The organism is Klebsiella sp. MISC125, from assembly GCF_051131775.1.
Classification (GTDB): Bacteria; Pseudomonadota; Gammaproteobacteria; order Enterobacterales; family Enterobacteriaceae; genus Klebsiella.
This window is the reverse complement of the sequence record NZ_CP180448.1, coordinates 6,010,462-6,034,067: the sequence shown is the minus strand read 5'-3', so window position 1 is coordinate 6,034,067 and position 23,606 is coordinate 6,010,462. Positions and strand designations below refer to the sequence as shown.

The following is a 23,606-nucleotide window of genomic DNA, read 5'->3' as shown; positions in this document are numbered from 1 at the left end:
TGTGATAGTCCGGGTACGCCATCAGCTGGTTTGGCTGATGGCGTCGGGTTGATTAGATCCGGCCGTATTTCGCCAGGCCTTCACGCAGAGAACCGGACTGAATAATCAGTTTGGCTTGTTCCAGCTCGCGGCTGTCAATGGATTGCGCCAGTGCTAATACTTCTGCTGCGACCGCCTGCGGTACGCACACCACGCCGTCGATATCCCCGACGATCAAATCCCCTGGGTTCACCGTCACGCCGCCAATCACCACGGGTTGGTTGGCTGAAATGGTCTTGAAACGACCAAGCGTAGTGCCTGGGGTTACGGTTTTTGCGTAAACCGGGAAATCGTAATCACGACGGATCTCCGCCAGGTCACGGACTCCGCCGTTCAACACTGCGGCCTCATGTTTATTGGCAACAGCCCCGGCGGTCATTAACCCGCCCCAGACGGCAACGGTTTCCAGTGATGGGTTGCCGGTAATGACGATGACCGAACCGCTGGCGGATTCGTCAATGGCATCCAGCGCATGCTGCGGCGGTACTTTTTCGTCAGTGACGTCTTCATAAATAGTGACAGCCGGACCAACGATTTTTTTGTCGTTGATGCGGTTTTTGATTTCAAAAGGCAGGAACATAGTCTTGCCGAGGATCTGATCGCAGGCATCAGCGACAGAAGCGGTGGAATAAATGGCGCGAAAACCGTCGATAATCTCTTTGCTGTACATAACACTTCCTCTTTTTATAACGAATACGGATCTATGGGTTAACCCAGTTAAGCGGCTGTTGGCCTTCAAATGCCCGACGTACTTCATATGCGGCTTTACTTTGCAGCTCGATCACCGACTCTTCGGTAAACCAGGCTGTGTGGTCCGTGCATAGGGTGTTATCCATTTGTAGTAATGGACTTTTTGCACTGAGGGGTTCGGATTCAAAAACATCGAGTCCGGCGGCGAAAATACGTTGTTGCAGCAAGGCGTTGATCAGCGCCTGTTCATCGATAAGCCCGCCGCGCGAGGTATTGACCAGAATGACGCTGGGCTTCATTTTTGCCAGTTCGGCCTCACCAATAAGGTGATGGGTGTCCGGGGTTAATGGTGCGTGAAGGGAGATGAAATCCGCTTCATGGCACAGCGTGTCGAGACTGACCCGGGTCACGCCAGCCAGTAACGCCTGCTCATCGGTAAGCAGCGGATCGACAACCAGAATGCGCTTAAAGCCGATCCCGGATGCTTTTTGCACAAAGCAGCGGGAGATACGACCAAACCCAATGACACCGAGCGTTTTTCCTGCCAGACGGAACATAGGTTCGCGTTGACCAACTCCCCATTGGCCACCGCGAACGTCGCGATTGCGGGTGGCGATGCGGCGCGTTGCGGCAAGGAGCAGCGCCAGAGCGTGCTCGGCAACGTCTTCAGACCCATAATCCGGAACGTTGGCGACATAGATTCCTTTCTCTCTTGCCGCCTGGCTATCGATATTGTCTACGCCGACGCCGTAGCGCACGATGATGCGGCACTGAAGCATCGCTTCAATCATGGGGCGACTGACGGTTGCTTCGCGGACCATGACGGCATCAGCATCGCTTACCTGGCGTAACTTCTCTTCCTGAGAGGCATTTGCCGGAACGACAACAAACTTCGGGTCCCACTCGCGTAAAATACTTTCTTCTGCGGAGTAATTTAAATATCCGGGTTCAATAACAACTATCTTCTTCATAATATCTACCACGCTTAATTATAAAATTAAGGATTTAATTTTTATGGCTGTAGTTCGCCGCACCCTGAAAATAGGATGTGAAATTAGTGAGTATTTTTCAGGCTTTATGTAATTACTGCGTAACGGGTTTAGCGTCCCTGATGGCGATGTTCTTTAACCAGCGAATAATTAATATTGTAATAATGCCGCCGATAAGCATAACTGCGCTTAAATATAACATTGGGGCAGAGTCGCTTTTTTCTAAATCGCGTACCAGAGGAATGGTATTTTGCGCGAAGAATCCGCCCAGGTTTGCCAGTGAGTTAATAATAGCAATGCCTGCTGCCGCCGTTGCGCCTGAAAGAAACTTAGTTAAATTCCAGAAGCAAGGTTGAATCGCAAATACTGATAATACAACACCGCAAATACAGATGAAGCTAATAACGGGCTGTGTGAATGTCCAGACTGAGAGCAGCAGGCATATTGCGGCGGTGAACATAGGTAATGCAACATTAATATAAGGGTTCTCGGTGCGTTCTGGTTTACTGGTTATCCAGCGTAGCATTACGATAACCATTGCCCACGGGATCATGTTCACTAAGCCATTCATCATATCGGTGGCACCGAACGTTTTAACGATAGTCGGCATCCAGTAACTGATTCCGTAGGCGCCAAAACAGATGAATCCGTATACCAGCGCCAGGGCCAGCACGCGCCAGTCGGTTAGTGACTTACCTAAGCTATTGACCGATTTATCGGTGTTGGCATCCTGTTCAGCCGCCAGTTTTTTAATTAACCAGCTTTTCTCTTCTTTGTTTAAGAAGCGAGCCTGCTCCGGGCCTTGTGGGAACCATAGCAACACCGGGGCAATCAGCAGAAGCGCCAGCACTCCGGTTGCCAGAAATAACCATTGCCATCCTTCCAGTCCCATAAAACCATGCATACTAAGCAGAGAGCCATTAATTGGGGCGCCAATCATATTTGCGACCATACTTGCCGTGACTAAATAACCGACAATACGTGGTCGATACTTTAAAGGGAACCATTTAGTGGAGTAGTAAATTAACCCAGGATAAAAGCTGGCTTCGGCAACGCCAAGAATGAAACGTAAGGCGTAAAACGTTGACATTTTTTCGGTCCACGCCAGCGCCATGGTAATGACTCCCCATGACAACAAGCTAATAGTGAACCAGCGCTTAGCACCTACTTTTGATAATATTAAATTTCCGGGAACGCTGAAAACTAAATAACCGATGAAAAAAAGCGATGCGCCGAGTCCAAAAGCCGCTTCACTCCATCCGAGGCTATCTACCATTTGTAATTTAGCAAAACTAATATTCTGACGATCTATATACGCCACGATGTACATCAATACCATCAGTGGAACAAGTTTCCTGGTCGTTTTTGTTACGATGATTTTTTCTAAATCATTTTTCGCATCCAGGGACTGTTGTTGTATTGAATGACTCATAACACGTGTTTCCTGAATAAAGTCATAAGGTCTGGTGCGCGTCTCCACACCATGGCATGGAGTCCCGGGTTTGTCTTCATAGAGACGCCGCTGTTTTAGTCAGTTGAGACAACACCACTCAATCTGACATGTCACATAAGATATCACTCATTTTTTATATGACGACAGAGAGCGTAATAAATTGACGTTTAGATCACGAAAAATGGCGATAAAAATGCTTTATAGTGTGATTTTCATCACAAAAAAGTGAGAAGCATGAATGTTTTTGACATGTCAGATTTGAGAATTGGATGTGATGATGGTTCTGCCATTGCAGAAAAAGTCAGTATTCGTTATGAGGAGTGGGAATTTTTTCGCATAACTAACATGTCAGATGTTGGCCCTTTACGAAAGAAAAGGGCCAAACTGGTTATTTGCGGTACAGCACTTTGATGATGTGATAGCCGAACTGGGTGTGCAGTGGGCCGGTAGGTTCCAGCTCCGGGCAGGAGAACACGACTTTATCAAACGCAGGAACCATCTGGCCCTGTTTGAATTCACCTAAGTGGCCGCCTTTTTTGCCTGAAGGGCAAGTAGAGTGTTTCTTCGCCAGTTTCTCGAAATCGCCGCCGTTTTTAATCTGCTCCAGCAGGTCGAGGGCCAGTTTCTCTTCTTTAACCAGGATGTGCATTGCTGCCGCTGTTTTAGCCATGATCGCGCCTTGATTGAATGGGGATGAATCAGGGCGCAATAGTAGCATGGGCTAGCGGCGATATAGCACCTTAATGATGTGGTAGCCGAACTTGGTTTTGACCGGCCCGTAAGGCTTTAGCAGCGGGCAACTGAAGACGGCTTTATCAAACGGCCCGACCATTACCCCTTGATTAAACTCACCAAGATCGCCGCCGTTACGACCGGATGGGCACTTTGAATAGCGCTTTGCAAGGTGATCAAAACTCACGCCGCGCTCCAGCTTCGTAAGGATCTCCTGCGCCAGCTTTTCGTCTTTTACCAGGATGTGCAGGGCTGCTGCGCTCTTTGCCATTATTTTGTTCTCACTTCTCAAAGATGTGCCGTTACTTTACCACCCGTCCTGGGCCTGGACATATACTCTTCGCCATCCCAGGACAGATGTCCCGCCTGGTTAATGGAAGCGGGAGATGAGCGACATTTTTACCCGGTGTATTCCTTCTTGCCCAGGACAGCCGTCCTGTCCTTCCCGTCGTGGAGAGAGATAACATGGATGCAATGAAAAAAGCTGAGTTTTCAGTCGCCTGGCTTGCCGGGCTTAGCGAGATTGTTGGCGATCCGCAGCTGTATGAATTACTGAAATATTGCCCACTGGAAATTATGCAGCGTTGGCGCTTTGAAGAAATTCCGCGCGGCGCGTTTATCTGTCGACAGGGTGAAGTATGCCAGCGTTTTTCGCTGATTATCGCCGGTGAGGTCGATGTCTTTTATGAGGCGGAAGATGGGCGTCGTTACCAGCAGGCTCGCTACGGTAAGGGCGACATGCTGGGTGAACTCGAAATCTTCGAGTCGCGCCAGTACATCTGCTCGGTTGTCGCAGTTGGCCATGTACAGCTGCTGAGTTTGTCGCAGGAGCATTTTTGCCGTTGGCTGGCGTTAGATAACCATTTTAACCAGCGGATGCTGCGCTTTTTTAGCCAGCAATATTACCAGCTGTCGAAAAAGGCCAGTAGCGACAACCTCTACTCGCTGCATCAGCGGATGTGCCAGGCATTATGGCAGCGCTACCAACAGAGCGGTGCGCGAGAAATCTTGCTCGATAAGCAGAATCTCAGCCAGGAATTTGCGGCAACCACCCGCAGTATTAACCGTATTTTGCACGACCTGAAAACGCTACAGATTATTGATACCGATGGCGAACGCATCGTGATATTAGCCCCTGAAAAACTAAAGCAGGAGGCTGATATCGGATAACAGCAAAGAGTTAAGGAGACGGGAGAATGGCGCTGCAACCCCATATTCAATTGAGCAAAGAAATGACCGGCGCGCGGTATGCGCTGTTGCCGGGGGATCCGCAGCGGGTGGATCGCATTGTCAGTTTTCTTGATAACCCGGAGTTGCTGGGCCAGAACCGGGAGTTTCGCGCCGCGCGAGGCTGGTATCAGGGCATTGAAATTCTGGTCGTCTCCACCGGCATCGGCGGACCATCCACGGCTATCGCCATTGAAGAGTTACGCCAGATTGGCGTGACCACCTTAATTCGCATCGGAAGCTGTGGGGCATTGCAGGATAACCTTGCGCTCGGCGATGTGATTATCGCTCATGCTGCGGTTATGGATGATGGTACCAGTCGAACCTATGCGCCAGCGGGCTACCCGGCCTGCGCCGACCCGCGGCTTACCTGGGAACTGATGGCGCAGTCACTTAAAATGAATATCCCCGCCGTTTGCGGTCTGGTGCGTAGCCATGACAGTTTTTATACCGACCGCGAAGCAGAACTGGATGTGCAGTGGTCGGCGCGCGGTATTCTGGGGGCGGATATGGAAAGCGCCGCTTTGATGACTATCGGTACATTACGCGGGCTACGAACCGCCTCATTACTCAACGTAGTTGTTGCCCACAACGGTTGCCTGGACAGCAGTATCAATGATTATGTCCAGCAGGAAACGCTGTGCCAACAGGGCGAAGAACGACAAATTACTTTGGCGCTGCGCGCCATTTATTCCGATAGCCAGCAAGGGGGTCAGTGATGGACTTTTTTAGCATTAACAATGTGATGGTCGACATTCCTCTCGGCGAAGGCGGCTATGCGCTATCGTGGATTGAAGCCATCGGTACCGTGTTTGGCCTGTTGTGCATCTGGTGCGCCAGCCGGGAAAAAATTATCAACTATCTGTTTGGCCTGATTAACGTCACCCTGTTTGCGGCGATTTTTTTCCAGATTCAGCTCTACGCCAGCCTGCTGTTGCAGGTGTTTTTCTTCGCCGCCAATATTTACGGCTGGTATGCGTGGAGCCGTCAGAATGATGAGAAAGAAGCCGCGTTGAAGGTACGCTGGCTCTCCCGGCAGCAGACGTTAATGTTGGGCGGCGTCTGCGTGGTAGCGATTGTGCTGATGACGCAGTTTATCGATCCGGTGTTTGCGACGTTAACCCGTATCATGATCGCCCTGCTGCAAATGACCGGCATGCAGGTTGCGATGCCGGAATTGCAGCCTGACGCGTTCCCGTTCTGGGACTCCACGATGCTGGTGTTGTCCATTGCGGCGATGGTGCTGATGACGCGTAAATACGTGGAAAACTGGCTGCTGTGGGTGCTTATCGACGTGATTAGCGTGGTTATTTACGCGGTGCAGGGCGTTTACGCCATGTCGCTCGAGTACGTCCTGCTGACGGCGATTGCAGTGATGGGATCCTACAGCTGGATCAAAAGTGCGCAACGCAACGGTTACACGCCGCTTGCCGGGACGGCTTCCTGATTTACAGATTACAGGCTGCCTGAAAGGGTAGCCTGTTGCTCTCTCCGCCTCTCTTTCTGCTACAATCCTCACCCCGTTCGAAGATTGAGCAATATTCCCATGCGTTTAAACCCTGGCCAACAACAAGCCGTCGAATTCGTTACCGGACCGTGCCTGGTGCTGGCGGGTGCCGGTTCCGGTAAGACCCGTGTTATTACCAATAAAATCGCCCATCTGATCCGCGGCTGCGGCTATCAAGCACGTCATATCGCGGCGGTGACTTTTACCAACAAGGCGGCGCGAGAGATGAAAGAGCGCGTCGGGCAAACGTTGGGACGTAAAGAAGCCCGTGGTTTGATGATCTCCACTTTCCATACGCTGGGACTGGATATTATTAAGCGCGAGTACGCGGCGTTAGGGATGAAATCTAACTTCTCGTTGTTCGACGATACTGACCAGATAGCATTGTTAAAAGATCTTACTGAAGGATGGATCGAAGATGACAAAGTGGTGTTCCAGCAGCTGATCTCGACGATCTCAAACTGGAAAAACGATCTGCAAACCCCTTCACAGGCTGCTGCAAATGCGAAAGGCGAACGGGATCGGATCTTTGCCCATTGCTATAGCTTGTACGATGCGCATATGAAAGCCTGCAACGTACTGGATTTTGACGATCTTATCCTGCTGCCAACGCTGTTGTTGCAGCGCAATGAAGAAGTGCGTGAACGCTGGCAGAACAAGATTCGCTATCTGCTGGTGGATGAATATCAGGATACCAACACCAGTCAATATGAACTGGTGAAATTGCTGGTGGGACAACGGGCGCGCTTTACCGTGGTGGGTGACGATGATCAGTCGATCTACTCCTGGCGCGGCGCGCGGCCGCAGAACCTGGTCCTGCTCAGTCAGGATTTCCCGGCGCTGCAGGTGATTAAGCTGGAGCAGAACTACCGCTCTTCCGGGCGTATCCTGAAGGCGGCCAACATCTTGATTGCCAATAACCCGCATGTCTTCGAGAAACGCCTGTTTTCCGAGCTGGGCTATGGCGTGGAACTGAAGGTACTCTCCGCCAATAATGAAGAACATGAAGCTGAACGCGTAGCCGGTGAACTGATCGCCCATCACTTTATTAATAAAACCGAATACAAGGACTATGCGATCCTTTATCGCGGCAACCACCAGTCGCGGGTTTTTGAAAAGATGCTGATGCAAAACCGCATCCCGTACAAAATTTCCGGCGGCACGTCGTTTTTCTCCCGCCCAGAGATTAAAGACCTTCTGGCTTATCTACGCGTGCTGACCAATCCGGACGACGACAGCGCTTTCCTGCGTATCGTTAATACGCCAAAGCGTGAAATTGGTTCGGCGACCCTGCAAAAATTGGGCGAGTGGGCTATGGGGCGTAACAAAAGCATGTTTACCGCCAGCTTCGATATGGGACTGAACCAGACGCTAACCGGGCGCGGCTATGAGTCGCTGACCCGCTTCACCCACTGGCTGCGGGAGATCCAACAGCTCTCAGAGCTTGAGCCGATTGTCGCCGTCCGCGACCTGATCCGCGGGGTGGATTATGAATCCTGGCTCTACGAGACCTCGCCTAGCCCGAAAGCCGCCGAAATGCGGATGAAAAACGTCAATATGCTCTTCACCTGGATGACCGAAATGCTGGAAGGGAGCGAAATCGATGAGCCGATGACGCTCACTCAGGTTGTCACCCGCTTCACGCTGCGCGATATGATGGAACGAGGGGAGTCTGATGAAGAGACAGATCAGGTTCAGCTGATGACGCTTCATGCCTCAAAGGGGCTGGAGTTTCCGTATGTTTATCTGGTCGGCATGGAAGAGGGGTTGCTTCCCCATCAAAGCAGCATTGACGAAGACAATGTCGATGAGGAACGACGCCTTGCTTACGTTGGCATCACTCGAGCACAGAAAGAACTGACCTTTACGCTATGTCGGGAACGCCGACAGTACGGTGAGCTAGTACGTCCGGAGCCGAGCCGCTTCCTGCTGGAGCTGCCGCAGGACGACCTGATTTGGGAGCAGGAGCGCAAGGTTATCTCGGCGGAAGAGAGGATGCATAAAGGCCAGGCGAACGTCGCCAACATCCGGGAGATGCTGGCGAAGGCGCGTAAATAGCAGTTAGCGATCGTTTTCCTGCCGAAGCTGGAACTGGCGTAGCTCCTGACGAGTGGGAGCGCCGTCTGAGCCTGGCCTGCTGACAACGATAGCTGCCACCTCATTGCCCAGCAGCGTCGCCTGACGCAGATTCATCCCGCAGGCCAGCCCGGCAATCGTTCCCGCACAGTGGCTGTCTCCTGCGGCAATTGTATCGTGAACTTCCACGCGGCAGGCTGGGATATGCTGCGGCCCTGCGTTGGGTTCAACTACCCACGCGCCATCCTTATCAAACCGACAAATCGCCCGCAGCTGCCAGTCGCTGACGAGTCGAGAAGCTGACTCAAGCGTGGCGTTCTCCTGGTGGTATAAACGTGCGCTTAGCGCGCTGAGTTCGTCGCGATTTAGGGTGAGTACGGGACGTTTGCGCAACAATGCCTGAATAAAATCAATATCCATATCGCACAGGCGAGGGCCAAAATCGACAAACAGTGTTTTATCTTCCGTAAGGCCCAGAATCCACTGGCGCAGCATTTCGCTGGCCAGCTCGTAGCCTGAGACGTAAATAATCGCGTCCTTCGGCTGCGGGATTTGCGCCAACAGCTCGGTGCTCCAGTGCTGCTCGCAGCCCTCAACGGTGATAAACGTCCGCTCTTTGTTGGCCTCTACGAGGGCCAGACACCAGCCGTTATCGTGGGTGGGATGGCGCAAGAGAACCGGTAAACTTTCCTGCGCCATTTTTTGCGCAACGGCTTGCCCCCAGTCGCCATTGCCCACCGGGATGGCGTTAACCGGGGCCAGGCCGAGGCGTGCGAGCGCACGTGCGACGTTAAACGCGCAGCCGCCAATCTGCCGTCCACCATCGCTGGCGGAGACATCGCTACCGCTTTGCGGTAGCGTATCGAGGTGGAGAATAAGGTCGCCAAAAGCAGCGCCGATAACCACTATCGGCCGCTGGGGCGATAGCCGGTCAGCAGTTATTGTCACGGCAAGCCCCCTTTCTGGCTCCGAACACGAGATACAGCACCAGGCTCAGAATAAAAGAAACGAATAATCCCAGGCTTGAGTCCGCGAAAATCCCGACCGCGAAAGGCCCATCGATAAACCCGGTTTTGGATACCATCAATCCCGCCAACGCGCCGACAATCCAGCAGCCCAGCGCGGTTCGGTTCGCGCCGCTTTCCCTGAATAAGTCAGCTTCCGAATATCCGGCATGGCGGCGGATCCGGTAGAAATCGATGATGAAAATGGCGGCCCAGGCGGCCAGGAATACGCCGCAGAAAATCAGAAACGCAATAAACGGCCCGAGAAAATCTTTCGAGACAAACAGCACGTAGAGCGCGATCCCCAGAACCAATACGGCATCGATGGCCACGGCGGAACGCTGCTGTAGCTTAATCCCCATGCTTAACAGATTAAGGCTAGCGGAATAGAGGCTCAACACAGCGATGGTCACGACCCCGGCGGTAGCCGCGGCAAGATAGGGGATTGCCATCCAGGAAGGCAGTAGTTTGCCGATCGCGGAAATTGGATTTTCGCTGGACGCCAAATCAGGGATTTGGGCGGTAAGCAGTATCCCGGTGAGCATCAGCAGCAGTAAGGGAAGGGCGGCGCCGCTAACAACGGCGAGAAAAATGCTCTTTTCACCGGAATCAGGGCGCTGATCCCGACTATAGTCGGCACCGGCAATAGCCCAACTGATGCCGGTGCCTGCGGCGATAATAGAGACTGCCGGGAGAAAACCGGTCAGCCAACTGCCTGAAGGCAGGGCGAGGATGGCCTGCCAGTCCGCGGTGAATAGCAAATAAATCACTACCAGTAGCGTCATGGCACCAAAGATTCGGGTGATCCATTTTTGCATCATCAGCACGGCATTTTGGCCGAGTACGCTGACCAGCACGGTCAATCCGCCAAACAGGAAAAGCGATAGCGAAGTGGTCGTCAGGCTCTCTTCAAAACCCATGGCGGCAAACAGCGCGACGAGAGTGAGCGTGCCGGTAATGATATTGACCGATTCCCAGCCCATCAGGTTCACCCAGCAAAAGCTGGTGGGCGCGATATTACCGCGTTTGCCAAATATGACGCGGGAAAGTGTCAACGTTGTGGTGCGTCCAATTTTTCCGGCGATGCTGGTGACGCCGACCAGCGCAAAGGAGGCGACTCCTGCGATGGCAGCAAGAATTGACTGCCAGAATGAGAGACCGAATGACACAATAACTGCACCGTAAACAACCCCAAGAATGCCGATATTCGCCGCGCACCAGACGAAAAAGAGCTGTACCGGCTTTTGGTTTTGGTGAATTGGGGGGACCAGACCGATCCCCAACTCCGCCATTCCGGGATCCGCCGTTTGGATATTGCCATCGTATGAAGCTTTGTTGTCCATATTGATGCCCTCTGTGAATTATGCGAAGCGGTAGCCTGCAAGCCGCTGTGCGTAAGGCGCGAAGTTGATGCCGTTGGCCTGATTAATCTGTTGTATATGTTCTTCAGGGAAAGCTTCTATACCATGAAGCGCGCCGCAGATAGCCGTTGCTATCGCACCAATGGTGTCGGTGTCGCCGCCTAAATTTGCCGCCAGCATGGCGCATTTCATGGGCTGCGTTCCTGACAGTTCGACAAGCGCAATTGCTGCCGGGACGGATTCGATAATATCCATGCCGGCACCGATATCTTCGTAAATACGTTCAATGCCTGTCAGGTGGTCAGCCTCTCTGGTCATCATATCTAACGCTAAGTGGATGCGATTCCCGAGAAGTGGACTAAAAGTGGACTCATAATGGCGCTGGGTTTCATTTGCGAGTGATGCCAGCTCGGTTTTGATTAACGGCCACCCGGCACCTTCAATGGCGCGGCTGATGGCCCAGGCAATCACCACCGCGCCGGCAATCGCGATATCTGATTTGTGCGTCGGGAGGCAGGATAGCCGTACTTGCTCAATGAAAAATGTTCTGTCCCTGGTTGGTAGTAGACAGCCCATCGGCGCCACGCGCATTGCTGCACCGTTGGTCACGCCGTTGGCCGCTATCTCATCCAGCACCTGCCCCTGCTCGAGCGCGAGCAGGGAAGCTTTCGAAGTCGGGCCGAGAATATTCTTCTCAAATGCCTCATAGCGTCTGGCCCACAGCAGTATATGTCTGGCGATAGCGAGTGGATCGGTGACGCCGTTGGTTTCATTGAGCGCATCCATCAAAGCGATGCATTGATGCGTGTCATCGGTAAACTCCGCGGCGCTAAATTCACTGGCCGCAATATTCTCTTTCGGTCCGGGAAGGAAACGTTCAATCCAACCAAAATGGTTGATGATTCGACGTTTAGGCCACAGCTCGGAAGGCATTCCCATTGCATCACCCACGGCTTGCCCATAAAGACAGCCAAGGATGCGGCGTTCGGCGGTATAGGTAGGGCGAATATCAGTCATCGACGACTCCCAGCGAGAGGTGAATAAAAGTTGTACTAAAAATAGATCCAGATTAAGTCCAGTTAAAGTCCTTTATAATCACTCTGTGATCGATAGCGCATTCTGATAGCAAATTAGGATCTGGGAGAGCGCGGAGGGGCGTTATGATGGGGCTATAGATTCCAGTATGGATCCACTATGATAAATCCACTGCTGCTTAATCCCTTAAGGCCACTAAATTATGTCGCAACCGCTGTTTGAGTATATAAAAAGGCGCCTGAATGCTGAGGCGCCTGCGCCGCTTTATATTCAATTAAAACAGGCTATTGAAGCTGCAATAGCGGATCGGTTACTGGCTCATGGCAGTATTTTGCCCTCTGAACGCAAAATGTCTCAGGCTCTTGAGCTATCGCGCGTGACGGTGGTTAAAGCGCTGGAGGCGCTACTGGAAGCCGGCTTGGTTATTAAGCGCCACGGGAAAGGCACCGAGGTGAATCTGCCGGTAAGCTATAATCTTGCCAGCGGCGGATTTTCTGCTCAGCTACAAAATTCAGGGATGGTGTCCAACCGGTGGTTGGTGAGGGAAAAATTGGCGGCGGACGATATTCTGGCTCGCGAACTGGAGATCTCGGTCGGAGATCGGGTGGCGAAAATAAAACGCGTGCGTTTAGTTGACGCCCTTCCGGTTTCCATCGAAACCATGTTTATTCCTGAACGTTTTTTGCCTCGCCCGGATTTACTCGAAGGCTCTCTGTATGTCCACTGGGCTGAAAACAATATTTTTCCCGATCTTCAGGATTACTCTCTGACGGTGCATATCCCTTCGGGTGAAGAGCTGAATTTGCTCGATTTACCCCAAGGAGTACCGTTGATGAAAATTACGCTGAAAAGCCGTAACGCTCATGGGGAGGTGCTTGAGTACGGCACCGCGTTTTGCCTGAGTAACTACTTTAATTTTGATTTCAGAGTAAAGCTTCAGTCGTTGCGGGCATAAGCACTGTAGGCACAGTCTGGAAAGATGATACCAGCATCCGGGCGATGCTGGCGTTATTAGCTTTCAGGCGATGAATTGCTGCCACACGGCGGAGAAGGGCATTACCAGTATTAGCGATGGCAGCATATTCGCCGTAGGAAAGGCGCGAATTCCGCAGAGCCGAAAACCTGTCGCCAGCATGATGATGCCCCCGCAGGCCGTAAAATCGGCCACCATCGAGGGATTAATCATCGTCATGATAAAACTGGCGGCAAAAAAGAGAATAACGAAGACAATAAGCTGAGGCACAAAGATGACGGCGATAATGTAGCCGAGTGCGGAGGCAAAAATCGCGGCGGTGAAGAAATCGAGGATAGATTTTGTAAACAGTATCGTTGCATCTCCGGTCATACCTTCCGTTAAGGCACCGAAAATACCGGTGCCGCTGGCGCAGAACAAAATCAATACGGCGATAAATTGATTAGTAAAATCCTCCGCATTGATGCCTGCATCCCCTTTGGTGGGGAATATTTTCTCAATCGGGCCGCGCAGCTTAACGCCTGCGTTTTCGATATGTTTTTCAATATGCGCCAGGCTACCAATAATGGTGCCGACAATGACCGCCAGGGCGATGGGCGGAAGGTTTACCAGTTTGTTGAGGAAAAATACGCCCATGCTGATCGAAATTAATCCGGCAATTAAAGGTAAGGTCTTTTTTAAATGCTCAGGAATAAATCGGTTGAGAGAGGCACCGAAAATTGCACCGACAAGCAGTGAGCCGCTGCAAACAAAAATACCCACTGGCATAGCATCTCCTCCTTTTTGTGTGGCGGATAAATAAAAGGGCCTGATTGCAGGCCCCTTTATCATAATCATGCTTAATTATTTAATATTGAATACGCGGCTGGCGTTGCCCCAGGCGATTTTATTTTTCAGTTCCGTCTCCATTTCCAGCGGATCAAACCAATCGCAGGCTTGATGGATATCTTCGTACGGATAATCGACGGAGAACATCACGCGATCCGGGCCCATAATATCCAGCGCATTTTGCAGAGAATAGGTATTGAAGTGACCGCTGGTGGTGACGATGAAGTTATTCTGCAAATAGTGCATTAACGGTTTTTCCGCTTTACCTAAACCGCAACCGAAGCGCTGACGGTAGAGACGATGCTGAGTACGCGGCAGCATGTGAACCAGGCCTTCACCTAAATGCCCCAGCACCAGATTCAGATTAGGATAACGGTCAAACAGGCCGCTCATCATCAGGCGAATAGCGTGAACTGCGGTTTCCTGGGCAAAACCCCAGGCTGAGCCGATCAGGCTTTCATAGCCGGTGTAGATCCCGCGAGCCGGGCCTTCCAGAGGTTCGCGAGGATGCAGGTAAACCGGGACGTTAAGCTCATTCACTTTATCCCAAAATACCAGCATGGATTCATCATCCAGGTACAGGCCGTGTTCGCTATCCTGAACATTGGTGTAACCGTTAATCAGTGCGCCTTTCATGCCGAGTTTTTTAACCGCACGCTCCAGTTCTTCAGCAGCGGCTTCCGGGTTTTGCAATGCCAGGGTAGCAAAAGCGCTGAATTTATCTGGATTGGGTTTCACATAGCTTTCGACAATGTAGTCGTTAGTTTCACGAGCGAAGGAAACCGCCTCGGATTTATTAAGAATAGACTGCGCGCCAGGTGAAGTTAATGACAAAATAACGTGATCAATATTACGTTGAGCCATTTCGTCAAGCTGGTAACTGCGATCTAATAAACGACGCTCAACGTCTTTCATATAATCAGAGCCATTTCTTGCCGCTTCGCCGGTAGAATCCCAAAGGCTGTTATTTTTAGGTGTTGAAACGTGTTCTTCTAAAGCGATTTTTCCACGCATGATATATTCCTCTGAACTGTTTTTTCGTATGACTTGATGCGAGGAGAATAAGTTTTTTTAGGTATTGATGGCAATAAGAGGAATGTAATACGGGTTATCAAAAAAACTAATACAGTATTATTTTTGAAAGCTTAAAAATTAATAAAGGATGGTATTGCTACCCGTCATAGCAAAGTTGGCGATCAGTGACCGTAACCAGATGTGGCCGGGATCGCGGTGCAGGCGCTGATGCCAGACCTGGCGAATTGCAATTTCCGGCAGTGAGAACGGCAGCGGCCAGCTGCGGCAGGGATAGCGATGGATGATATGGCGCGCCAATTGCTCCGGTACGACGGCGATCAGCTCGCTGCCTGCAACCAGCTCACCCGCGCCTAAAAAGCTGGGCAGCGTAAGGGAGATACGACGTGGCATACCGTACTCATTGAGCAACTTATCAATATCGCCATGTCCGGTACCGTTAACGTGAACCGCCAGATGCTTTTCCAGCCGCCAGTTTTCAGCGGTAAACGTGGAGCAGATTCTGGGGTGATTTTCTGCCGCGAGGCAGACATATGATTGATTAAACAGGCGCTGTTGGTAAACGCTATCCGGTAGCTGCATCAGATAACCGATGGCTAAATCACACTTACCTGACTCGAGAGCACCCAGCGTTTGATCATCAATATTCAGCACTGAAAAGGTAATCGCTTCCGCATTCTGCTGCTGTAATTGCGCTTGCAGCGGCGGTAACAACGTCATCTGGCTGATATCGGTCATGCCGATGGTGAAATTACGCGTGCTGGTTTGCGGGATAAATTCAGGGTTACCAGGCAGTTCGTTATCGACCAACTGAAGAATGGTAAAAATGGTCTGTGCAATATCGTCAGCTCGCGGCGTGGGTATCATTCGCTGCCCGATGCGCACGAACAAGGGGTCGTCAAAATGGTCGCGTAGCTTTTTCAATAGCAGGCTACCGGTAGGCTGACTGATGTTCAGCGCTTCGGCGGCAGACGAAACATTCCCCAGGCGGAATAGGGCGGAAAAAAAACGCAGCGATTTGAAATCCAGTTCTTCCCGCATCATCTCTTCCTGTCAGGACTATTTTGTCGCGCTATCCCCGTTGAGCAGCAGCGGCCAATGGACATAACTTTGCCACTGGCACTCTTGTTCTACCATCTCCCGCCCCAGCGGATGATTTTCCAGCCAACCCTCCGGCAGCGTCAGCGTGAGTTTCTCGCCTTCGGCGGCCAGCGCGATCATCGGCAGCAGGTCGTCGCGTCGACGGCTGGCAAACAGGATCGCCAGACGCAGCAGACGGCACATGTGCTCAGCCACCCTCGGCGGAACTGCGTTCTGTTGATGAATCGAAGAGAGATCGACCGCGTTGGTTTGGTTTAATAACAGCGTTGCGAGCAGCTTTTTTTGCGCAGGTGTGAAACCGGGCAGGTCGAGATTTCGAACGAGCCAGGCCGCGTGCAGAGGCGCTTGCTTATACTCTACGCTCAGGCCTATTTCATGCAGCTGACAGGCACTTTGCAGCAGATCGAAGCATAATGGCTCAATATCCCAACTATTTTCCACCTGACGAACAAAATGCGCGGACAGCTGTGCAACGCGCTGCGCCTGCTCGGTATCCACCAGAAACCGACGCTGAATATTACGCAGCGTGCGGCTACGAATATCCTGATCGACCGACAGATGCAGCATGCCGTAGACAAGACCTTCACGCAGTGCCCCACCCGCGAGGGTCATACACTGAATGTTCAGCTCACTGAAAATGGCCATCAGTATTGCCAGACCGCTCGGGAAGACTAACGCCCGTTCGAGCGTTAAGCCTTCAATCTCAAGCTCTTCCAGACGACCGCACTGAATCGCGCGCTGTTTGAGCTGTTGTAGTTTGGCTAAGGTGATGCGTTCATCCATCCCCTGCGCCATCATGATTTCCTGCAAGGCCTGAACGGTGCCTGAGGCACCGACGCACACTTTCCAGCCGTGATAGCGCAGAACATCGGCCACGGGGCGCAGCACTTCGCGCGCGGCGGTTTCGGCAAGGTCAAAATTTTCTTTGGTGAGACTGCGATCGGCGAAGTAGCGCTCCAGCCAGGTGACGCAGCCCATCGACAGGCTGAAAAGCGAGGTGGTTTGCGCGCCGGTTCCGGTAACCAGCTCAGTACTGGCTCCGCCGATATCCACGACCAGACGCTGGTCCGCGCCGCCAGTGGTATGCGCAACGCCCTGATAAATCAGACGTGCTTCCTCTTCTCCGCTGATGACCTGCACCGGGCAGCCGAGGATTTCCCGCGCTTTTTCCAGAAACTCTCCGGCGTTCACTGCCAGGCGCAGCGTCGCGGTGGCGACCACGCGAATTTGCGCTGGAGGTATATCTTGCAGGCGTTCGGCAAACAGACGTAAACATTGCCAGCCGCGCTCCATTGCTTCTGCGGAGAGCGTATTGTCGCTATTCAGACCGGCAGCCAAACGCACTTTGCGTTTAATACGACTGAGGGTCTGGATGCTCCCCGCCACCTCGCGTACAACCAACATATGAAAGCTATTGGAACCCAGGTCGATAGCTGCATAGAGCGAGGTGGAGCTCATACACTTCATCCTTCAAATTGCCTCTGTGTTGGCTGCGTTCTCTTACCCGAATCACTCACCAGAGTAAGCTCATCGGGATTCGTTCTCTTGCCGCCTTGATGCAACTTGAATGATTTTGTGTACGGCATATTGCTTTAACCTGAACGACGACGGTTACGTGGCGGACCGTTACGGCGTGGACCGTTACCCGGACGCGGACGCGTCAGGCGAAGCGCCCTTGGCAGATCGGTCATGAGCGCATCTGGATTGTATTTGCTCACCGGAATCGAATGTCCAATATAGGTTTCGATAGCCGGCAGGTTCAACGCGTACTCTTCACAAGCTAGGCTGATTGAGTGACCGCTAGCGCCAGCGCGTCCGGTACGACCGATGCGGTGAACGTAGTCTTCACAATCGTCCGGTAGGTCGTAGTTAAAGACGTGAGTAACCGCTGGGATATGCAGACCACGTGCGGCTACATCTGTCGCCACCAGGATATCGATATCGCCACGGGTGAACTCTTCGAGAATTCGTAGACGTTTTTTCTGCGCGACGTCACCGGTCAACAGGCCGACGCGATGCCCGTCTGCTGCCAGATGGCCCCAGACATCCTCACAGCGGTGTTTGGTATTGGCGAAGATAATTGCACGATCGGGCCACTCTTCTTCCAGCAGCGTCTGCAGCAAGCGCATTTTTTCTTCGTTGGAAGGATAGAATAACTCTTCTTTAATACGGTGACCTGTTTTCTGCTCCGGCTCGACTTCAACGTATTCGGCGTTGTTCATTTGCTCGAACGCCAGTTCACGCACGCGATAAGAAAGGGTGGCAGAAAACAGCATGTTCAGGCGCTGATTGGCCGGCGGCATACGACGGAACAGCCAACGAATATCTTTAATAAAGCCGAGATCGTACATGCGATCGGCTTCGTCGAGGACAACAACCTGAATGGCGCCGAGGTTGATATGGTTCTGTTTGGCGTAGTCGATAAGGCGACCGGTGGTACCGATCAGAATATCAACGCCGCTTTCCAGTACTTTCAACTGCTTGTCGTAGCCGTCGCCGCCGTATGCGAGGCCGAGCTTCAGACCGGCAGTCTGTGCCAGCGGTTCTGCATCAGCGTGGATCTGCACTGCCAGTTCACGGGTCGGAGCCATGATCAGCGCGCGCGGCTGGTTGACCTGGCGGTCAGCAATGGCCGGGTGAGTGAGAAGATAATGAAACGTTGACGTAAGAAACGCCATCGTTTTACCGGTACCGGTTTGCGCCTGCCCGGCAACATCACGACCTTCCAGCGTCAGCGGGAGAGCGAGTGCCTGGATGGGTGTGCAATTATGAAACCCTTTTGTTTCAAGGGCTTCAATCACTGCCGGGTGCAGGGCGAAGTCGGAAAACTTCTGTTCTGTTAAGTGTGTTTTGCTCATAGTGTGGTAGAATATCAGCTAACTATTGCATTAAGAAAGCGTATCCGGTGAAATAACGTCAACCTTTCGTTGGCTATGCATGAAATGACTCAAGGTGCGTCTGCGGCAACTGAACGAATCCTCGAAAGCTTAGACTACTTAAGCGAGCCGGGGTGACAAATCTGCGATAAGCCGGTTTGAATACAGATTGCTTTGACTCCTGAGCGGCGAGGTCCATGATGGGCCGTGTCGCGCAGGTGGCTTAAAGGGGCATCCTGAAAATAGCGTGCATAACGTAGCATCGACACGTCGTTGATGACTGCGACACCAACACACCAGGCTTATTCCTGTGGAGTTAAATATGAGCGATAAAATTATTCACCTGACTGACGACAGTTTTGACACGGACGTACTCAAGGCTGACGGGCTAACCCTCGTCGATTTCTGGGCAGAGTGGTGTGGTCCGTGCAAAATGATCGCCCCGATTCTGGATGAGATCGCTGAAGAGTATCAGGGCAAACTGACCATTGCGAAACTGAACATCGATCAGAACCCGGGTACTGCGCCGAAATACGGCATTCGCGGCATCCCGACTCTGCTGCTGTTCAAAAATGGCGAAGTTGCAGCAACCAAAGTTGGCGCGCTGTCCAAAGGCCAGTTGAAAGAGTTCCTCGACGCCAACCTGGCGTAAGCGATTTGCTATTCCGGCGTCCAGACTCCTATTTTTTGCGGATCTCTGGACGCCCGGCAAGAGTCGTGCTAAGTTAATTCCAGACTTCGTTTTAAACATACCTTTGTTTGAATCTTGTTTTACCCAAAGCATCCCGCAAAAAATGCGCGTGAAGCTAATAATTCCGGGCTTATCACTCATTCCGTCTAGTCGTTTCAGTTCTGCGTTCTTTCCTGTGACCAGGCGACGTACAGACACGAGATGAAAGCCGTTAACAGGCATGGATGTTCCTGCCATACCATTCACAACATTAAGTTCGAGTTTTACCCCGAGTTTAAGAACCCACACCATTATGAATCTTACCGAATTAAAGAATACGCCGGTTTCTGAGCTGATTACTCTCGGCGAAAATATGGGTCTGGAAAACCAGGCACGTATGCGCAAGCAGGACATCATTTTTGCCATCCTGAAGCAGCACGCAAAGAGTGGCGAAGATATCTTTGGCGACGGTGTGCTGGAGATACTACAGGACGGATTTGGTTTCCTCCGTTCTGGAGACAGCTCCTACCTCGCCGGTCCTGATGACATCTACGTATCCCCTAGCCAAATCCGCCGTTTCAACCTCCGCACTGGTGACACCATTTCCGGTAAGATTCGTCCTCCTAAAGAGGGTGAGCGTTACTTTGCATTGTTGAAAGTTAACGAAGTTAACTACGACAAGCCGGAAAACGCGCGTAATAAGATTCTGTTCGAGAACTTAACGCCGCTGCACGCAAACTCACGTCTGCGTATGGAGCGTGGTAACGGTTCTACGGAAGACTTAACTGCTCGCGTCCTGGATCTGGCATCGCCGATCGGTCGTGGTCAGCGTGGTCTGATTGTTGCACCGCCGAAAGCGGGTAAAACCATGCTGCTGCAGAACATTGCGCAGAGCATTGCGTACAACCATCCTGATTGTGTGCTGATGGTACTGCTGATCGACGAACGTCCGGAAGAAGTAACCGAGATGCAGCGTCTGGTGAAAGGTGAAGTTATTGCTTCCACCTTTGACGAACCAGCATCCCGCCACGTTCAGGTTGCGGAAATGGTTATCGAGAAAGCGAAACGTCTGGTTGAACACAAGAAAGACGTTATCATCCTGCTCGACTCCATCACCCGTCTGGCTCGTGCCTACAACACCGTCGTACCGGCTTCCGGTAAAGTTTTGACCGGTGGTGTTGACGCCAACGCCCTGCATCGTCCGAAGCGTTTCTTCGGTGCTGCGCGTAACGTGGAAGAGGGCGGCAGCCTGACGATTATCGCTACGGCTCTGGTCGATACCGGCTCTAAAATGGATGAAGTTATCTATGAAGAGTTTAAAGGTACCGGCAACATGGAACTGCACCTCTCGCGTAAGATCGCTGAAAAACGCGTCTTCCCGGCTATCGACTACAACCGTTCCGGTACGCGTAAAGAAGAGCTGCTCACCACTCAGGAAGAGCTGCAGAAGATGTGGATCCTGCGTAAAATCATCCATCCGATGGGTGAAATTGACGCGATGGAGTTCCTCATCAATAAACTGGCGATGACCAAAACTAACGATGACTTCTTCGACATGATGAAGCGCTCGTAAGTTAAAAAAAACCAGAGAACGCCACGCTATTGCGTGGCGTTTTGTTTTCTGGGTTTGTATGATCCAGAAAGGGAAAACAAAGCGGGTGTTATCGTATGATGTGTGCGGCACAATATCAGGCAGAGAGAACTTTAACAGACTAAAATCTATACAATAAATTTGTAATGTTCTGCTTTACCCCTTCAGGAGTTGAGACATCATCGTTATACTTCCCGGATTAACTATGCTGAGAGCACATGCGTTGTGAATTTACTCACTGCTATTACTGAATTAATCAGTATTTTCTTATTCACTACCCTATTTATATTTGTTGCTCGTAAGGCGGCAAAAAGAGTTGGGTTGGTGGATAAACCTAACTATCGCAAACGGCATCAGGGTTTGATTCCGTTAGTCGGTGGTATCTCAGTTTATGCAGGTATTTGTTTTACGTTTGCTATCGCAGATTATTATATCCCCCACGCGCGGTTATATCTGTCTTGCGCCGGGGTGCTTGTGCTGGTTGGTGCACTGGACGACCGCTTTGATATCAGTGTAAAAATTCGCGCGGTTATTCAGGCCGCCATCGCCGTCATTATGATGACGGTCGGTAATCTTCATCTTAGTAGCCTGGGTTTTATTTTTGGTTCGTGGGAGCTGGTGCTCGGCCCTTTCGGATTCTTCCTCACGCTTTTCGCCGTTTGGGCTGCGATCAATGCCTTCAATATGGTTGATGGTATTGATGGTCTGCTTGGCGGTCTCTCCTCTGTCTCTTTCGCGGCGACGGGCATCATTCTGTGGTTTGATGGTCAATACAGCCTGGCGATGTGGTGTTTTGCGATGATCGCCGCCATTTTGCCCTATATTTTACTTAACCTCGGTGCGCTTGGTCGTCGCTACAAGGTCTTTATGGGTGATGCCGGCAGTACCATGATTGGCTTCACTATCATCTGGATCCTGCTGGAGACCACGCAAGGCAAAACGCACCCCATTAGCCCGGTTACCGCGCTGTGGATTATTGCCATTCCGTTGATGGATATGGTGGCGATTATGTATCGCCGCCTGCGTAAAGGGATGAGTCCGTTCTCCCCGGACCGTCAACACATTCATCATTTAATCATGCGTGCCGGGTTTACTTCCCGCCAGGCATTCGTGCTGATCACCCTGGCTGCCGCGTTGCTGGCGCTGGTAGGCGTGGTGGCGGAATACACCCGTATTGTTCCTGAGTGGGTGATGTTGATACTGTTTTTGTTAGCCTTCTTCCTTTATGGCTACTGCATTAAACGCGCCTGGAAAGTGGCGCGTCTGGTTAAGCGCATTAGACGCAGAATACGGCGACACAGCAGCAATAATCCAAATTAACCAAGTAAGTCTGGGGACGTGATGACTCAACCATTACCGGGAGCACGAGCAGTGAACGTTGAGAATGAGCTGGATATTCGCGGGTTGTTTCGCGCCTTATGGGCAGGAAAAAGCTGGATAGCAGGTACGGCAGTGCTCTTTGCGCTGATTGTTCTGGTTTATACCTTTTTTGCTCGCCAGGAGTGGAGCGCAACGGCGATTACTGACCGGCCAACAGTGAATATGCTGGGCGGCTACTATTCGCAGCAGCAGTTCTTACGCAATCTCGACATCAAGGCCAATCTTGTATCGGTCGATCAACCTTCGGTAATGGACGAGGCGTACAAAGAGTTCATTATGCAGCAGGCGTCCTGGGATACCCGGCGCGACTTCTGGCTGCAAACGGATTACTACAAACAGCGCCAGTCGGGCAACGCTCGCGCGGATGCTGCATTGTTGGATGACCTGATCAACGACATTCAGTTTATGCCCGGCGATGCGCTAAAAAGCGTCAATGATAGCGTGAAGCTAACGGCCGAAACGGCACCGGATGCTAACAACTTGCTGCGTCAGTATGTCGCTTTCGCCAGCCAGCGTGCGGCAGGGCATCTGAACGATGAACTGAAAGGTGCATGGGCGGCGCGGACCGTGCAGATGAAAGCGCAGGTAAAGCGACAGGAAGAGGTGGCTCGCGAGATTTTCAATCGCCGCAACCATAGCGTGGAGCAGGCGCTGAAAGTCGCACAACAGCACAACATTTCTCGCAGCGAAACCGATGTTCCGCCTGACCAACTGCCAGATTCGGAACTGTTTTTACTGGGGCGGCCGATGCTGCAGGCTCGACTGGAAAACCTACAGGCAGTGGGGCCGGAATACGATATCGACTATGACCAAAGCCGAGCAATGCTAACAACATTGAACGTTGGGCCAACGCTGGACCCGCGTTTTCAGACTTACCGGTATTTGCGAACACCTGAAGAACCTGTAAAACGCGATAGCCCGCGCCGCGTATTTCTGATGGTGATGTGGGGGATTGTGGGCGCGCTCATCGGCGCAGGCGTTGCGTTATCGCGTCGCCGTATCCAGTGAATGCAGCCTGTGATGAAGGACATTCGGCCTTCAT

The 23,606-nt window shown here is 51.8% G+C and carries 22 protein-coding genes; 9 read left to right on the top strand and 13 right to left on the bottom strand.

Annotation, left to right across the window (positions count from 1 at the left end; translation table 11 throughout):
* Positions 1–52 precede the first annotated feature (52 nt).
* The 5 genes from ACMYSL_RS28235 to ppiC (ACMYSL_RS28215) form a co-directional block, all read right to left on the bottom strand.
* Positions 53–709: an RraA family protein gene (locus tag ACMYSL_RS28235; RefSeq protein WP_434660856.1), complete on the bottom strand. Its 657-nt coding sequence runs from the start codon at positions 707–709 to the stop codon at positions 53–55.
* 31 nt (positions 710–740) lie between these two features.
* On the bottom strand, positions 741–1,700 hold the full coding sequence (locus ACMYSL_RS28230; RefSeq protein WP_434660855.1) for a C-terminal binding protein: 960 nt from the start codon (positions 1,698–1,700) through the stop codon (positions 741–743).
* Positions 1,701–1,812: 112 nt separating this feature from the next.
* The gene (locus ACMYSL_RS28225) at positions 1,813–3,150 is read right to left on the bottom strand and encodes an MFS transporter (protein ID WP_434660854.1); all 1,338 of its coding nucleotides are present in this window, start codon (positions 3,148–3,150) and stop codon (positions 1,813–1,815) included.
* A 409-nt stretch (positions 3,151–3,559) separates the two neighbouring features.
* The gene (ppiC, locus tag ACMYSL_RS28220; RefSeq protein WP_110276900.1) at positions 3,560–3,841 is read right to left on the bottom strand and encodes a peptidylprolyl isomerase PpiC; all 282 of its coding nucleotides are present in this window, start codon (positions 3,839–3,841) and stop codon (positions 3,560–3,562) included.
* 51 nt (positions 3,842–3,892) lie between these two features.
* Positions 3,893–4,174, bottom strand: a complete 282-nt coding sequence (gene ppiC, locus ACMYSL_RS28215) for a peptidylprolyl isomerase PpiC (RefSeq protein WP_110276899.1) — start codon at positions 4,172–4,174, stop codon at positions 3,893–3,895.
* Between the two features lie 194 nt (positions 4,175–4,368).
* On the opposite strand from ppiC (ACMYSL_RS28215), the gene ACMYSL_RS28210 reads away from it, so the two are divergent.
* The 4 genes from ACMYSL_RS28210 (at position 4,369) to rep (ending at position 8,695) form a co-directional block, all read left to right on the top strand.
* Positions 4,369–5,073: a Crp/Fnr family transcriptional regulator gene (locus ACMYSL_RS28210; protein WP_434660852.1), complete on the top strand. Its 705-nt coding sequence runs from the start codon at positions 4,369–4,371 to the stop codon at positions 5,071–5,073.
* A 26-nt stretch (positions 5,074–5,099) separates the two neighbouring features.
* Positions 5,100–5,849, top strand: coding sequence for a nucleoside phosphorylase (locus ACMYSL_RS28205; RefSeq protein ID WP_434660850.1), 750 nt, complete (start codon positions 5,100–5,102; stop codon positions 5,847–5,849).
* Complete coding sequence (pnuC, locus tag ACMYSL_RS28200; protein ID WP_182235538.1) at positions 5,849–6,577, top strand: nicotinamide riboside transporter PnuC; 729 nt, start codon at positions 5,849–5,851, stop codon at positions 6,575–6,577. The genes ACMYSL_RS28205 and pnuC overlap by 1 nt, the downstream gene beginning before the upstream one ends.
* Positions 6,578–6,676: 99 nt before the next feature.
* Positions 6,677–8,695, top strand: a complete 2,019-nt coding sequence (rep, locus tag ACMYSL_RS28195; RefSeq protein ID WP_434660848.1) for a DNA helicase Rep — start codon at positions 6,677–6,679, stop codon at positions 8,693–8,695.
* Positions 8,696–8,698: 3 nt separating this feature from the next.
* On the opposite strand, the gene ACMYSL_RS28190 is transcribed toward rep, so the two are convergent.
* The 3 genes from ACMYSL_RS28190 to ACMYSL_RS28180 are packed head-to-tail and all read right to left on the bottom strand — an operon-like array spanning position 8,699 to position 12,095.
* A complete protein-coding gene (locus ACMYSL_RS28190) occupies positions 8,699–9,661 on the bottom strand; it encodes a PfkB family carbohydrate kinase (protein ID WP_434660847.1) in 963 nt (320 codons plus the stop codon).
* Positions 9,645–11,060, bottom strand: coding sequence for a purine-cytosine permease family protein (locus tag ACMYSL_RS28185; RefSeq protein ID WP_434660846.1), 1,416 nt, complete (start codon positions 11,058–11,060; stop codon positions 9,645–9,647). The genes ACMYSL_RS28190 and ACMYSL_RS28185 overlap by 17 nt, the downstream gene beginning before the upstream one ends.
* Positions 11,061–11,078: 18 nt before the next feature.
* Positions 11,079–12,095, bottom strand: a complete 1,017-nt coding sequence (locus tag ACMYSL_RS28180; protein ID WP_434660844.1) for an ADP-ribosylglycohydrolase family protein — start codon at positions 12,093–12,095, stop codon at positions 11,079–11,081.
* A 220-nt stretch (positions 12,096–12,315) separates the two neighbouring features.
* Here ACMYSL_RS28180 and ACMYSL_RS28175 point away from each other — a divergent pair, with 220 nt between their 5' ends.
* Complete coding sequence (locus ACMYSL_RS28175; RefSeq protein WP_434660842.1) at positions 12,316–13,068, top strand: GntR family transcriptional regulator; 753 nt, start codon at positions 12,316–12,318, stop codon at positions 13,066–13,068.
* A 63-nt stretch (positions 13,069–13,131) separates the two neighbouring features.
* Here the strand turns inward: ACMYSL_RS28175 and ACMYSL_RS28170 are convergent, their stop codons facing one another.
* The 5 genes from ACMYSL_RS28170 to rhlB all read right to left on the bottom strand — a co-directional run bounded on the left by ACMYSL_RS28170 (position 13,132) and on the right by rhlB (position 18,905).
* Positions 13,132–13,854 carry a DUF554 domain-containing protein gene (locus ACMYSL_RS28170; protein ID WP_434664307.1) on the bottom strand — a complete coding sequence of 241 codons (723 nt, stop codon included), beginning with the start codon at positions 13,852–13,854 and terminating at the stop codon, positions 13,132–13,134.
* A 75-nt stretch (positions 13,855–13,929) separates the two neighbouring features.
* The gene (locus ACMYSL_RS28165; RefSeq protein WP_434660841.1) at positions 13,930–14,928 is read right to left on the bottom strand and encodes an amidohydrolase family protein; all 999 of its coding nucleotides are present in this window, start codon (positions 14,926–14,928) and stop codon (positions 13,930–13,932) included.
* A gap of 138 nt (positions 14,929–15,066) precedes the next feature.
* Positions 15,067–15,987, bottom strand: coding sequence for a LysR family transcriptional regulator (locus ACMYSL_RS28160; protein WP_434664305.1), 921 nt, complete (start codon positions 15,985–15,987; stop codon positions 15,067–15,069).
* An 18-nt stretch (positions 15,988–16,005) separates the two neighbouring features.
* Positions 16,006–17,514 (bottom strand): guanosine-5'-triphosphate,3'-diphosphate diphosphatase, encoded by a 1,509-nt coding sequence (gppA, locus tag ACMYSL_RS28155; RefSeq protein WP_181484169.1) that lies wholly within the window; start codon positions 17,512–17,514, stop codon positions 16,006–16,008.
* Between the two features lie 125 nt (positions 17,515–17,639).
* On the bottom strand, positions 17,640–18,905 hold the full coding sequence (gene rhlB, locus ACMYSL_RS28150; RefSeq protein WP_110276892.1) for an ATP-dependent RNA helicase RhlB: 1,266 nt from the start codon (positions 18,903–18,905) through the stop codon (positions 17,640–17,642).
* Positions 18,906–19,245: 340 nt separating this feature from the next.
* On the opposite strand from rhlB, the gene trxA reads away from it, so the two are divergent.
* From trxA to wzzE, 4 genes are all read left to right on the top strand, one after another.
* Positions 19,246–19,575, top strand: a complete 330-nt coding sequence (gene trxA, locus ACMYSL_RS28145) for a thioredoxin TrxA (RefSeq protein WP_004097507.1) — start codon at positions 19,246–19,248, stop codon at positions 19,573–19,575.
* 331 nt (positions 19,576–19,906) lie between these two features.
* Positions 19,907–21,166, top strand: a complete 1,260-nt coding sequence (rho, locus tag ACMYSL_RS28140; protein WP_110276891.1) for a transcription termination factor Rho — start codon at positions 19,907–19,909, stop codon at positions 21,164–21,166.
* A gap of 243 nt (positions 21,167–21,409) precedes the next feature.
* Entirely contained in the window at positions 21,410–22,504 is a 1,095-nt protein-coding gene (gene wecA, locus ACMYSL_RS28135) for a UDP-N-acetylglucosamine--undecaprenyl-phosphate N-acetylglucosaminephosphotransferase (protein WP_110276890.1), read from the top strand.
* Between the two features lie 21 nt (positions 22,505–22,525).
* Positions 22,526–23,572: an ECA polysaccharide chain length modulation protein gene (wzzE, locus tag ACMYSL_RS28130; protein ID WP_182235546.1), complete on the top strand. Its 1,047-nt coding sequence runs from the start codon at positions 22,526–22,528 to the stop codon at positions 23,570–23,572.
* Positions 23,573–23,606 lie beyond the last annotated feature (34 nt).

Coding starts and splice junctions, on each gene's coding strand:
- ACMYSL_RS28235 (WP_434660856.1), bottom strand. CDS start 709: ATGTACAGCAAAGAGATTATCGACGGTTTTCGCGCCATTTATTCCACC.
- ACMYSL_RS28230 (WP_434660855.1), bottom strand. CDS start 1,700: ATGAAGAAGATAGTTGTTATTGAACCCGGATATTTAAATTACTCCGCA.
- ACMYSL_RS28225 (WP_434660854.1), bottom strand. CDS start 3,150: ATGAGTCATTCAATACAACAACAGTCCCTGGATGCGAAAAATGATTTA.
- ppiC (WP_110276900.1), bottom strand. CDS start 3,841: ATGGCTAAAACAGCGGCAGCAATGCACATCCTGGTTAAAGAAGAGAAA.
- ppiC (WP_110276899.1), bottom strand. CDS start 4,174: ATGGCAAAGAGCGCAGCAGCCCTGCACATCCTGGTAAAAGACGAAAAG.
- ACMYSL_RS28210 (WP_434660852.1), top strand. CDS start 4,369: ATGGATGCAATGAAAAAAGCTGAGTTTTCAGTCGCCTGGCTTGCCGGG.
- ACMYSL_RS28205 (WP_434660850.1), top strand. CDS start 5,100: ATGGCGCTGCAACCCCATATTCAATTGAGCAAAGAAATGACCGGCGCG.
- pnuC (WP_182235538.1), top strand. CDS start 5,849: ATGGACTTTTTTAGCATTAACAATGTGATGGTCGACATTCCTCTCGGC.
- rep (WP_434660848.1), top strand. CDS start 6,677: ATGCGTTTAAACCCTGGCCAACAACAAGCCGTCGAATTCGTTACCGGA.
- ACMYSL_RS28185 (WP_434660846.1), bottom strand. CDS start 11,060: ATGGACAACAAAGCTTCATACGATGGCAATATCCAAACGGCGGATCCC.
- ACMYSL_RS28180 (WP_434660844.1), bottom strand. CDS start 12,095: ATGACTGATATTCGCCCTACCTATACCGCCGAACGCCGCATCCTTGGC.
- ACMYSL_RS28175 (WP_434660842.1), top strand. CDS start 12,316: ATGTCGCAACCGCTGTTTGAGTATATAAAAAGGCGCCTGAATGCTGAG.
- ACMYSL_RS28170 (WP_434664307.1), bottom strand. CDS start 13,854: ATGCCAGTGGGTATTTTTGTTTGCAGCGGCTCACTGCTTGTCGGTGCA.
- ACMYSL_RS28165 (WP_434660841.1), bottom strand. CDS start 14,928: ATGCGTGGAAAAATCGCTTTAGAAGAACACGTTTCAACACCTAAAAAT.
- ACMYSL_RS28160 (WP_434664305.1), bottom strand. CDS start 15,987: ATGCGGGAAGAACTGGATTTCAAATCGCTGCGTTTTTTTTCCGCCCTA.
- gppA (WP_181484169.1), bottom strand. CDS start 17,514: ATGAAGTGTATGAGCTCCACCTCGCTCTATGCAGCTATCGACCTGGGT.
- rhlB (WP_110276892.1), bottom strand. CDS start 18,905: ATGAGCAAAACACACTTAACAGAACAGAAGTTTTCCGACTTCGCCCTG.
- trxA (WP_004097507.1), top strand. CDS start 19,246: ATGAGCGATAAAATTATTCACCTGACTGACGACAGTTTTGACACGGAC.
- rho (WP_110276891.1), top strand. CDS start 19,907: ATGAATCTTACCGAATTAAAGAATACGCCGGTTTCTGAGCTGATTACT.
- wzzE (WP_182235546.1), top strand. CDS start 22,526: ATGACTCAACCATTACCGGGAGCACGAGCAGTGAACGTTGAGAATGAG.